Source organism: Rhodovulum sp. P5, assembly GCF_002079305.1.
Classification (GTDB): Bacteria; Pseudomonadota; Alphaproteobacteria; order Rhodobacterales; family Rhodobacteraceae; genus Rhodovulum.
The window spans coordinates 1,166,408-1,176,969 of sequence record NZ_CP015039.1 but is presented as its reverse complement, the minus strand read 5'-3'; the positions used below and the strand labels follow the sequence as shown (position 1 = coordinate 1,176,969).

Here is a 10,562-nt window from a genome sequence, read left to right as displayed (position 1 = left end):
ACCGGGCCCGTTCAGGATTGTGTTGATCGCAAACCGGCATCCCGCTAGCGTCATGGCTATGCGAACCTGGGAAGGCCGCAGCCCCGGGGAGGAACAACGGGGCAGCCGTTCCTGCGCGAGGGAGGAGACGACAATGAGTGACAAGGGAATGCCGCCGCTTTTGCGGACGTCGGCAATGGCGCTGGCACTTGGGATGTTTGCCGCGCCGGCACTGGCCACCAACGGCTATATCGCGAACGGCTATGGCGGCCCGTCCAAGGGGATGGCCGGGGCCGGCGTCGCGGTGTCTGCGGGCCTTTTGGGTCTGGCGCAGAACCCGGCCTTTGGAACGCGGGTCGGCAACACGGCCGGTTTCTGTCTGACGACCTTCGCACCGGATCGGGGATTTTCGGTCGACAGCGCTGCCGGGCCGCTGGTGTCCGGCACGCAGAAAAGCAAGAACGACGTGTTCTTCATCCCCTGCGGCGGCGTCAATTTCAGCCTGAGCGAAAGGTCGAGCCTTGGGATCATCGCCTTCGGCAATGGCGGGATGAATACCGAATACAATACGAACGTCTTCCAGAACTTCGACCCTGTGAACTCGACCTCACCGCTTGGCGTGAATCTCGAACAGCTGTTCATCGCCGTGAACTATGCCTACGACGTCAACGAACAACTGACCGTCGGTGTCGCGCCGATCCTCGCGATCCAGCGCTTTTCGGCCACCGGGTTGCAGGCGTTCGACAACGCGTTCTTCACGTCGGACGTGGGCAGCGTGACCAACAACGGTGACGACTGGTCCTCGGGGCTGGGGTTGAATCTCGGCATGGTGTGGGAGCCGAATGAACAGTGGCGGTTCGGCTTTTCCTACCGCTCGCGCATCTACATGGAGAAGTTCAACAAGTATTCCGGCCTCTTCGCCGAGCAGGGGGATTTCGATATCCCGGCGGTAGCGACGCTTGGGGCGGCCTACACTTTGCCCTCCAACCCGGACGTGACGCTGACGGCGGAGTATCAGCGGATCTTCTACAGCGACATCAACTCGATCTCCAATTCGAACGTCACGCTGCCGAACACCGGTTCGGCGCTGCTGGGCACCGACAGCGGGCCGGGCTTCGGCTGGAAGGACATGGACGTGATCCGTGTTGCCGGGATCTGGAAGGCCAACGAGAAATGGACCTTCCGCGGCGGTGTCAGCTATGCGACGCAGTTCATCGACAACGGGGAAGCGCTGCTGAACGTGCTGGCCCCGGCGACTCCGCGCTGGCATGCCTCGCTTGGGGCAAGCTACAAGGTGAACGAGAACTGGGGCATCACCGCGGCCTATACCCATGCCTTCGAGAGCAGCGTGACGGGCACGAACATGATCGCGGCGGGTCAACCGGTCAAGTTGCGGATGGACCAGAACGAATTCTCTGTCGGCATGACCTACAAGTGGTGATGCCGGGCGGCGCGGCGGGTTCGCACTCGCCACGCCGCGTCTCTCTTGTTATGCATGAGATATGTATTTTCAACGCGCCTGCCGTTTCGGGCAGCGCGGGTGGGGGCGGCATGCGGATAAGGGGTATCGATGTGTGGTCGGCCCGTGTCCTCGGTCAGGGGCCGCTCATGGACGAGCGGATAGGGTGAGCGCGGCTTGCGCGCGTCTCTGCCCCGAACCCCTTGATGTCACGCCGACCGATCTTGCCAAGGCCCGTCGCGCGGCCGTGGAGCCCGGAAGATGAAAACCGTTGCCGTCGTCCAGCATACCGAGGCTGAATATCTGGGTCTGATCGAGGATCACCTGGAGGGTCGGAATATCCGGTTCCGGTATTTCCGCCCCTTCACCCATGGTGGCACGCTACCCTTCGGGCCAGAGGGATTTGACGGGCTGTGGCTCTTGGGCGGAGGTCCCTACGGTCTGGTCAGCGGGCATATCCTGCCCTCTGCCGCGCCGGAGTTCCGTTTGACCAAGGCGTTTCTTGAGGCCGGGTTGCCGGTGGTGGGCCTTGGGCTTGGGGCCATGATCCTGTCGGTTGCGGCGGGCGGTGGCGCGTCCGAAGCGCCGCTCCGCTTTGCCGTGGACGAGGTGCAGGCGACCGCCCCCGGCCATCTGGGCGGCTACCTGCCCGAGCGGTTTCCGCTGGCCCACTACCTGCGCGACCGGCCGGTTCTGCCCAAGGGGGCGGAGGTTCTGGCCGAGGATCAGGACGGGGCGCCCGCGATCTTTTCGCTGAACGGCAACTGTCTGGGGATGGTGGGCCATCCGGGGTTCAAGCGCGGTATGGTCGAAGACCTGGTCATGGAATTCGAGGACACGCCAGAGGATCCTGCCTCTGCCCTTGCGGCGCTGGGCGAGGCGCAGGCCGACATTGCCGCAGCGTTGACGCCGCTGATGGTCGGCATCGTGACCCACGCCCAATTGATGTAGGCGACCCGGCCGGGGAAGTCGCAACTTCCGCTAGATACACATTAATATATTCTTGCATATATGAATGTGTCACCCTACGGTTAATGGACGAATTCAGCGATACGGGTTCGAATCGTATCCACGACAGCACGCCGCGATCTCAGGGAGGAGACCTTGGCCGACAAGTTGATAATCGTGATGGTCAATACAGATCCGCGCAATGGCGAGGAACTGGGCGCACCGTTCTTCCAGGCCACCGTCGCTGCCGCGATGGATTATGAGGTGGATGTCGTCTGCACCGCCACCGCAGGCCAGTTGATGAAAAAGGGCGTGGCCGAGAAACTGGTGGTCAAAGAGGGCTCGCCGAAGACCGTCTACGACTTCATCAAGGATGCGCATGAGGCCGGGGCAAAGTTCTATTGCTGCTCGCCCAACCTCGATCTGTTCGACATGACCGAAGACGACCTGATCCCCGAATGCGAGGGCATCGTCGGCGGCGCCAAGGTCATTGGCGACATCATGGAAGACGACGACTGCAAGGTGCTGACCTACTGAGACACGCCCAGACGGGTCCCAGCTTCCAAGGGAGGTGAAGATGGGTGCAATACGCCAGATACCGGCACCGATTTCCGATCCGGTATCCGAGAAACCTGTGATTGCCTACGAGACTCTCGAAGAGATCTTCGACGATATCCGCGGCCACCAGCTTTACAATCACGAGATCCACGGATGCCTGAATTGCGGCATCTGCACGGCGACCTGCCCCTCGGCCCACTACTACGACTACTCGCCGCGCGAGATCGTGCAGCTTCTGTGGACCGAGAACCTCGAAGGTATCTACGACGCGATGCAGGAAAAGATCTGGGCCTGTGCCCAGTGCTACACCTGTGCCGCGCGTTGCCCTTTCGAAAACTCGCCCGGCGGTCTGGTCATGATCATGCGCGAGGTCGCGATCAAGCATCAGATGGAGTCGGCGAAAGAGGTGCTGCGCCCGTTCAGCCGGGTGCTGCTGAAGGTCGTGTCGACGGGCAACCAGCTTGCGCCGAATATGATCACCAAGGAAGCGTTCCCCGACTGGGGGCCGGACGTGGCCAAGATCGACGCGCCGCTGATGATCCTGCGCAAGGCGATCCCGATGCCCACCATGCATACGCTGGACACCGCGTGGGAGGTCAACCTGCGCGCCTCGGTCGAGCTTTACACGATCTGGGAAGAGACCGGCGTTCTGGATCAGTTGGAAGCCGTCGACGAGAACCTCTTCGATGTCGTCTCGGACGTGATGGATGAGAAGCGCGAAGAGTGGGAAGAGTGGCTCGAAGAGCAGGAAGACGAAGACGACGACGATTGATCCCCCGGCAGGGGCGCCGCGCTTCAGGGAGGAAACCGCGATGACCAACGACAAGGACACCCAGGGCGGAGCCTATAGCGGCTTCGGGGCCGACTGGAAGCCGAGCAACCTGACGGCTGACGAGGCCCGCCGCGCCACCGACTGGGTCGAACAGAAGATCGACAAGCGCGCCCTGCTGACCAGCAAGGAGCGGAAGGAAGACATCCGCGACCGCATGTGGGAACTGGAGCGCGAGGGCGAAATCGTCGTCCACCGCATCTCCGACCAGCACGAACCGGTGATGGCCAAGACGCTGTATGGCTGGGACAAGAAGATCCCGACCAACAACCTGTGGCACCACAAGTCCTGCGGCCAGTGCGGCAACATCCCCGGCTATCCGTCCTCGGTTCTGTGGATCATGAACCAGATGGGCCAGACCTATATCGACGAGACCGACCAGACCTCGTGCACGGCGTGGAACTATCACGGCTCTGGCATCGGTAACGTGGTCTCGCTGGCCTCGGTGTTCCTGAGGAACTTCCATCAGGCCTATATGTCGGCCAAGTCGCAGGGGCTGCCGCCGGGTCATTTCTATCCGTTGATCCATTGCGGCACTTCCTTCGGCAACTACAAGGAGATGCGGATCTTCCTGATGGAGTCGCCGGAGTTGCGCGCCGAGGTGAAGAAGATCCTCGGCAAGCTCGGGCGCCTTGTCGATGGCAAGCTGCTGATCCCCGAAGAGGTCGTGCATTATTCCGAATGGCTGCACGTGATGCGCCACCGGATCGCAGAACGTCAGACGATCGACGTCAGCAACATCCGCTCCACCGTCCACCCGGCCTGCCATGTCTACAAGATGGTGCCCGAGGACGTGATCTATGACGACACCGTCATGGAGGGGAACCGGGTGGCCGTGACCACCGGCCTGATGCAGGCGCTGGGCACGCAGGTGATTGACTATTCGACCTGGTACGACTGCTGCGGCTTCGGCTTCCGCCATATCATTGGCGAGCGTGAATTCACCCGTTCCTTCGCGATCGACCGCAAGATCAAGGTCGCGGTGGAAGAGGCCAAGTCGGACGTGATGATCGGCCATGACACCGGCTGCATCACCACGCTGGACAAGAACCAGTGGATCGGCAAGGCGGTGGACAAGGTCTATGCCCTGCCGGTGATGGCCGACTGCCAGTTCGCGGCGCTGAGCATGGGTGCGCATCCCTACAAGCTGGCGCAGCTTCACTGGCATGCCTCGCCGTTCGAGGTGCTGCTGGAGAAGATGGGCATCGACTGGGAAAAGGCGAAGGCCGAGTTTGAAGCCTATCTTGAAGAGGTCAAGCAGGGCCGGATCGAGACCCTTTACGACCCGAAGCGGGCCATCACGTCGGGCCCCGGCTATGAGAAACCCAAAGCACTTGCAGGAGCTGAGAAGTGAGCCAGCCCGTTCTTATCGTCGGCGGCGGTCCCGCCGGTCTGTCCGCTGCCCAGGCGCTTGCCGCCGTGAACCAGAAAAGCATCCTGATCGAGAAGGAAGACATCCTTGGCGGGGCGCCGATCCTGTGCGGCTATGCCAAGCTGGTGCCCAGCCATGAATGGGCCAAGGATGCCATCGGTGGCATGGTCAGCCGTGTCGAGGAAAACCCCCATATCGACGTGCGCACCGGCACCACGGTGAAGGAATTCAACGGCGGCCCCGGCAACTTCGTCGCGACCCTTTCGGATGGCTCGAAGGTCGAGGCCGGCTCGGCCATCCTTGCCACCGGGTTCACCCATTTCGACAGCGTGAACAAGCCCGAATGGGGTTTCGGCACCTACCCGGACGTGGTCACAACCACCCAGGTGGAGCAGATGATTTCCTCGGGGAAGGGGATCAAGTGCCCCTCTGACGGGCGCGTGCCGGACCGGGTCGCGATCCTTCTGTGCGTCGGCTCCCGTGACCGGCAGATCGGGCGCGAGTGGTGTTCCAAGATCTGCTGCACCGTGTCGGCGAACATGGCGATGGAAATCCGCGAGATGTCGCCGGACACCAACGTCTATATCTACTACATGGATATCCGGACCTTCGGCCTTTACGAGGGCGAGTTCTACTGGGGCAGCCAGGAAGAATACAAGGTCAAGTACGTCAAGGCGCGGATCGCCGAGGTGACGTCGGACGGCAAACGCCTGCTGGTGAAGGGTGAGGACACGCTGGTCAAGCGCCCGATCTCGATCCCGTTCGACATGGTGGTGCACGCCATCGGCATGGACCCCAACGTCGACAACATGACGCTGTCGGCCATCTTCGGCGTGGATCTGAACCGCTGGGGCTATCTGGGTCGCCAGAACGCCTATGCCACGCTGGCCGAAACCTCGCGCCCCGGCGTGTTCGTGGCCGGCGCCGCATCGGGCCCGGAAACCATCGACGACTCCATCGCGCAAGGTCATGCCGCGGCGATGGCCGCGATGGGCTTTGCCATGAACGGCGTCAAGGACGCGGCGGAGTGATGTTCGGCCTCAGTCGAAAGACCGAGGTCGCGCAGGCGCCGGTGCTCGACCTGTCAGGCCCGCGTTTGCGCCGTGCCTACGAGCATCTGATCGAAAGCGCGGAGCCGACGGGGGGCGTGGACCGGTATATCACCGCGCTCTGGCTGAAGGCCTCGCTGTTCGAGGAGATGCTGGGCAAGGGCAAGGTCCACGAGTTGACGGAGACGGAGTTCTACGATCTCTGCGCCTTCGTCACGCCCGCGCGTCGTCGTGTCGGTGCGCTTCTGGGCGAAATCGGCTTCGAGGACATGCGCAACCGCCTGGTATCCCTGCTGGATGGTTGGTGCGATCTTGGCACGACCGACCGGCGGCTGGCCGCGTTCAGCGACGGGTTTCCCCATGACAAGGCGCATCGCTGGCTGCCCGATCTGGGGGCCGAGGTGCTGCACTTCATCGCGCCCGACCGCTATCCGCTGATGACCCGCTGGGTCTGGGACGGCCGTGTCGGCACCGGCGCGCTTCGGGAAGTCTGGTTCGCCGATGATGTGGCCGAGGCGCAGATCGAGGTGCCCGGCGGATACCTGACCTTCGCGACGCTGGCCGGAGAACTGGAAGGCTTCCTGCGGGGCGAGGGTGTCTATCGCGACCTGCCGTTCTTCACCGACCTGCTGCTGGCGCATGTCTATGCCGCCTATATCAACGACCGCGGCGGAGAGTTCATGCGCGCGGAATTCGCCACGGCGGCCGACCCTATGCTGCACACGCGCCGGCTGCTCGGCCTCGATGCCGTGGACACTGAAACCGGCCGCACGCGGCTCAAGCTCGTCGACGGAACGGCCCACACGCTGGGTGCGCTCGGCGTCACAGACGCGCAGGAGGCTAACTAAATGCCCATCCACGAAAAATCCCTGATCCGGCCCGAGAACCTGCGCGAGCATGAAGAGCTGGTGATCGACGGCATGGATGTCTCCGGCCACTGGTCCACGTTCATCGAGGGGCGGTCGGTCAGCGACTACAACGAGAAGATGCAGGAAGAAATCGCGGCCCTGCCGGGCGGCGAGAACATCCATCGCTGCTGGCAATGCGGCTCCTGCACCAATGCCTGCACGGTGAATGCGGTGAACCCCGACTTCAACCCGCGCTACTGGATCTACCTGATCCGGCTGGGGATGGAGGAGGAACTGCTCCGCGACAAGGACATCATCTGGCAGTGCGTCAGTTGCAACAAGTGCACCGATGCCTGCCCGCGCGACGTGGTGCCCGAGGCCGTGATGCATGCCACCGCGAAGTGGCTGGAACTCAAGGGCCACACCGAGAAGAAACCGTCGACCCATTTCGACGAGGGCTTCAGCCAGCAGGTCATCGACACCGGCATGATCGAGGACGGCCTAGTCATGCGGGACTTCTTCACCCGGATGAAGAACCGCTGGGCCCCGTTCAAGGAACCCTACCTGGTGGCCATGATCCAGGGCATCATCAAGCGCGCACCGCTTGGGTACCTCTTGCAGATGTTCACCTTGCTCGTCTTCCGCCCCAGGACCAAGGGCTGGGGTCCGGCGAAGGCCGGGATCATGGAATATATCGAGGAAGTCGAGGCCAACAACCGCAAGGCGCTGGGGCTGCCGGCCGAGGGGAAGCACTGACATGAAAGACGACAAGGACAAGGACCTGAAAGAGGTCGCCTACTACCCCGGCTGCGCGCTTGAGGGCACCGGCTATGCCTATAACAAGTCGGTCAAGGTTCTGGCCAAGGAACTGGGGCTGAAGCTGGTCGAGGTGGAAAACTGGAACTGCTGCGGCGCGATGGAGGTCAAGAACATCGACCCCGAGATCGAGACCTATCTGTCGGCCCGCGTCCTGTCGCAGACCGAGAAGATGGGCTTCGACACGGTGATGGCGCCCTGCAACGGGTGCTATCACAACCTCAAGAAGGCCGAGTACGACCTGTCCCACGACGAGCATTCGGTCGCGGTGAACGACCGGCTGTCGCAAAAGGCCGGCCACAAGACCTATGAGGCCGGCAATGTCGAGACCGTGCACGCGCTTGACTGGCTGATGCGCACCGTCGGCGAAGACGGGATCCGCGAACGCGTCAAGAAGTCGCTGAAGGGGATCAAGATCGCCAACTACTACGGCTGCATGTACACCCGGCCGCGGCGCATCTTCCCCGAGAAGGACAAGGGCCCGGGAACGGAGTCGACCGCACGGCCCCATTTCATGGATGACCTGCTGGCCGCGGCCGGTGCGGAAAACGTGGAATTCCCGCTCAAGACAGCGTGCTGCGGGGGGGCGCATACCCTGTCCGACAGCGACACCTCGACCAAGCTGTGCCTGAATATCCTGACCGCGGCAGAGGCCGCCGGCGCCGACGTGATCGCCACGGAATGCCCCACCTGCCACACCGGACTGGAGATGCACCAGATCCGTGGCGAAAAGGTCCACGGGCGGAAAACGAACGTTAAAATCATGCACTTCACCCAGCTTCTGGGGCTGGCGTTGGGGCTTTCCTGGCGCAAGGTGGGCGTGAACGACAACTTCTCGGACTCCGTCGGCTTCGTGAAGGAAAAGGGACTGGGATGACCCGCACGCCGCTTTCCATCGCCGAGGTCGAGGCCGCCTGCGACGCCTTCGACGGGCTGCCCGACGACGTTCTGGCCGCCGACCCCGCGCGCCATGCAGACGAGTTGCTTGCCTTGGGCGAAGACGTGGTCGCGGCATGGGTGACGGCAAAGGGCGGCACGCCCACCGCAGAGCAGAGCGAGGGATTCCGACTTCTCGCCCTTCACAAGCAGGGCGCGCGGGGCACACCCAGCTTCAACGCGTGCCGAGAAACTTGCCGAGAGCTTGTTTATCATCGCAATCTGGTTGTGGACGATCCCGCGGCGCCCGAATCCGTGCAGTGGCTGCGGATGGGCACGATGGTCGTCCGGCACCTGGCCCTTTTCGTTGGCGGCAAGCTGGTCGTGGACGGTTTGGGCGATTTCTGCTGCTCGTCGCGTCCGCTCCGTCAGGGCGACCCCGCGGCGCGAGAACCGATGGAGAGTTAAGATGCCTGAAGTGCGCGGTTGTACCCTTCCCGATGACCTTTTGTACGATGTCCCGAACAATATCTGGTATCGCGACAATGGCGACGGCACCCTGACCTGCGGGATGACGATGATCGCCACCGGCATGGCCGGCCAGCTTGTCGCCTTTACCGCCAAGAAGGTCGGCAAGACGATCAAGGAAGGCAAGTCCATTGCCACGGTTGAATCCGGCAAATGGGTCGGCCCGGCCAAGGTGGGCTTCGAGGCCGAGATCGTCGAGGTGAACGACGGCCTGACCGCCGACCCCAAGCTTGCCAATTCCGACCCGTACGGCGCGGGCTGGATGGTCAAGGTCAAGCCCTCCGACGCCGGTGCAGCCATGGGAATGCTGACACCCGGCAGCGCGGTTGCCGAACCCTACGAGGCCAAGATGGCCGCCGACGAGTTCGCGGGCTGCGCCTGATGCGATGACGCCGCGCGGGCCGGTGCGGCCGCGCGCGGGCAACTTTGGGGCTTTGGCCCAGGGAGGGAGAGATGCTCGACGATACCAATGCCAAGGCGATGACCATCATCGTCACCAAGGGAACGCTGGACTGGGCCTATCCGCCCTTCATCCTTGCCACCACCGCCGCCGCGATGGGGATCGAGACCACGATGTTCTTCACCTTCTACGGGCTGCAACTGCTCAAGAAGGACCTGAAGACGACGATCAACCCGTTGGGCAATTCGGCGATGGAAATGCCGATGGGCGGCATGCATATGGCGATGCCGAACATCGTGGCGGCGATGCCGGGCATGACCGCGCTGACCACAAACATGATGAAGAACATGCTCAAGAAGAAGGGCGTCGCCTCCATCGAGGAGCTGCGCGAGCTTGCCATCGACGCGGATGTCAAGATGATCGCCTGCCAGATGACCATGGATCTGTTCGAGTACAAGCGCGAAGACATGATCGACGGCCCCGAACTGGGCGGCGCGGCGTCCTGGGTCGATGTCGCCGCGAAGAGCGATATCAACCTTTACATCTGATCTGGGAGAAAAACATGGCTGATGCGGTTCTGGACGCCAAGGGAATGAATTGCCCGATGCCCATTCTGAAGGCGAAAAAGGCACTGAAGGACGTGCCGACCGGCGGTACGCTGGAAATCATCGCCACCGATCCGGGCTCGGTGAAGGATTTTGAGGCGTTCTGCAATTCCACCGGCAATGAACTGGTGACAAGCGAACAGGACGGCGACGTCTACAAGTTCCTGATCCGTCACACCGGCTGATCGCCGGGCGCGACGCAGACCTGATGGACGAACGCCCGCGTGCCTTGCGCGGGCGTTCTGCATATGACGGTCCGGGGTGCGGAACGGCGACCGCGGCAAGAACCAGTGCC

Annotated in this window: 13 protein-coding genes; all 13 read left to right on the top strand. The window is 62.6% G+C overall.

Annotated elements, in window-relative coordinates:
- Window positions 1-133 precede the first annotated feature (133 nt).
- The 13 genes from RGUI_RS05760 to RGUI_RS05700 all read left to right on the top strand — a co-directional run bounded on the left by RGUI_RS05760 (window position 134) and on the right by RGUI_RS05700 (window position 10,452).
- Window positions 134-1,420: an OmpP1/FadL family transporter gene (locus RGUI_RS05760; protein ID WP_172841089.1), complete on the top strand. Its 1,287-nt coding sequence runs from the start codon at window positions 134-136 to the stop codon at window positions 1,418-1,420.
- A 279-nt stretch (window positions 1,421-1,699) separates the two neighbouring features.
- Window positions 1,700-2,389, top strand: a complete 690-nt coding sequence (locus RGUI_RS05755; RefSeq protein ID WP_081532173.1) for a type 1 glutamine amidotransferase — start codon at window positions 1,700-1,702, stop codon at window positions 2,387-2,389.
- Window positions 2,390-2,542: 153 nt separating this feature from the next.
- A complete protein-coding gene (locus RGUI_RS05750; RefSeq protein WP_081532172.1) occupies window positions 2,543-2,923 on the top strand; it encodes a DsrE/DsrF/DrsH-like family protein in 381 nt (126 codons plus the stop codon).
- Between the two features lie 40 nt (window positions 2,924-2,963).
- Window positions 2,964-3,716: a 4Fe-4S dicluster domain-containing protein gene (locus RGUI_RS05745; protein WP_081532171.1), complete on the top strand. Its 753-nt coding sequence runs from the start codon at window positions 2,964-2,966 to the stop codon at window positions 3,714-3,716.
- Between the two features lie 40 nt (window positions 3,717-3,756).
- Complete coding sequence (locus RGUI_RS05740; RefSeq protein WP_081532170.1) at window positions 3,757-5,127, top strand: heterodisulfide reductase-related iron-sulfur binding cluster; 1,371 nt, start codon at window positions 3,757-3,759, stop codon at window positions 5,125-5,127.
- The gene (locus RGUI_RS05735) at window positions 5,124-6,176 is read left to right on the top strand and encodes a CoB--CoM heterodisulfide reductase iron-sulfur subunit A family protein (protein WP_081532169.1); all 1,053 of its coding nucleotides are present in this window, start codon (window positions 5,124-5,126) and stop codon (window positions 6,174-6,176) included. Before RGUI_RS05740 ends, RGUI_RS05735 begins: the two co-directional genes overlap by 4 nt.
- Window positions 6,176-7,042, top strand: coding sequence for a hypothetical protein (locus tag RGUI_RS05730; RefSeq protein ID WP_081532168.1), 867 nt, complete (start codon window positions 6,176-6,178; stop codon window positions 7,040-7,042). The genes RGUI_RS05735 and RGUI_RS05730 overlap by 1 nt, the downstream gene beginning before the upstream one ends.
- Window positions 7,043-7,798: a 4Fe-4S dicluster domain-containing protein gene (locus RGUI_RS05725; RefSeq protein WP_081532167.1), complete on the top strand. Its 756-nt coding sequence runs from the start codon at window positions 7,043-7,045 to the stop codon at window positions 7,796-7,798.
- 1 nt (window position 7,799) lies between these two features.
- The gene (locus RGUI_RS05720) at window positions 7,800-8,735 is read left to right on the top strand and encodes a CoB--CoM heterodisulfide reductase iron-sulfur subunit B family protein (RefSeq protein ID WP_216640105.1); all 936 of its coding nucleotides are present in this window, start codon (window positions 7,800-7,802) and stop codon (window positions 8,733-8,735) included.
- The gene (locus RGUI_RS05715) at window positions 8,732-9,202 is read left to right on the top strand and encodes a hypothetical protein (RefSeq protein WP_081532166.1); all 471 of its coding nucleotides are present in this window, start codon (window positions 8,732-8,734) and stop codon (window positions 9,200-9,202) included. Before RGUI_RS05720 ends, RGUI_RS05715 begins: the two co-directional genes overlap by 4 nt.
- A 1-nt stretch (window position 9,203) precedes the next feature.
- Entirely contained in the window at window positions 9,204-9,644 is a 441-nt protein-coding gene (locus tag RGUI_RS05710; RefSeq protein ID WP_216640104.1) for a glycine cleavage system protein H, read from the top strand.
- 71 nt (window positions 9,645-9,715) lie between these two features.
- Window positions 9,716-10,210 carry a DsrE/DsrF/DrsH-like family protein gene (locus RGUI_RS05705; RefSeq protein ID WP_081532165.1) on the top strand — a complete coding sequence of 165 codons (495 nt, stop codon included), beginning with the start codon at window positions 9,716-9,718 and terminating at the stop codon, window positions 10,208-10,210.
- A 14-nt stretch (window positions 10,211-10,224) separates the two neighbouring features.
- The gene (locus tag RGUI_RS05700; protein WP_081532164.1) at window positions 10,225-10,452 is read left to right on the top strand and encodes a sulfurtransferase TusA family protein; all 228 of its coding nucleotides are present in this window, start codon (window positions 10,225-10,227) and stop codon (window positions 10,450-10,452) included.
- The last annotated feature ends 110 nt before the right edge of the window (window positions 10,453-10,562 follow it).

What these genes read in the sequence shown, in the direction of transcription:
- RGUI_RS05755 (WP_081532173.1), top strand. Translation starts at nt 1,700, where the DNA reads ATGAAAACCGTTGCCGTCGTCCAGCATACCGAGGCTGAATATCTGGGT.
- RGUI_RS05740 (WP_081532170.1), top strand. Translation starts at nt 3,757, where the DNA reads ATGACCAACGACAAGGACACCCAGGGCGGAGCCTATAGCGGCTTCGGG.
- RGUI_RS05700 (WP_081532164.1), top strand. Translation starts at nt 10,225, where the DNA reads ATGGCTGATGCGGTTCTGGACGCCAAGGGAATGAATTGCCCGATGCCC.
- RGUI_RS05715 (WP_081532166.1), top strand. Translation starts at nt 8,732, where the DNA reads ATGACCCGCACGCCGCTTTCCATCGCCGAGGTCGAGGCCGCCTGCGAC.
- RGUI_RS05760 (WP_172841089.1), top strand. Translation starts at nt 134, where the DNA reads ATGAGTGACAAGGGAATGCCGCCGCTTTTGCGGACGTCGGCAATGGCG.
- RGUI_RS05705 (WP_081532165.1), top strand. Translation starts at nt 9,716, where the DNA reads ATGCTCGACGATACCAATGCCAAGGCGATGACCATCATCGTCACCAAG.
- RGUI_RS05710 (WP_216640104.1), top strand. Translation starts at nt 9,204, where the DNA reads ATGCCTGAAGTGCGCGGTTGTACCCTTCCCGATGACCTTTTGTACGAT.
- RGUI_RS05725 (WP_081532167.1), top strand. Translation starts at nt 7,043, where the DNA reads ATGCCCATCCACGAAAAATCCCTGATCCGGCCCGAGAACCTGCGCGAG.
- RGUI_RS05745 (WP_081532171.1), top strand. Translation starts at nt 2,964, where the DNA reads ATGGGTGCAATACGCCAGATACCGGCACCGATTTCCGATCCGGTATCC.
- RGUI_RS05720 (WP_216640105.1), top strand. Translation starts at nt 7,800, where the DNA reads ATGAAAGACGACAAGGACAAGGACCTGAAAGAGGTCGCCTACTACCCC.
- RGUI_RS05730 (WP_081532168.1), top strand. Translation starts at nt 6,176, where the DNA reads ATGTTCGGCCTCAGTCGAAAGACCGAGGTCGCGCAGGCGCCGGTGCTC.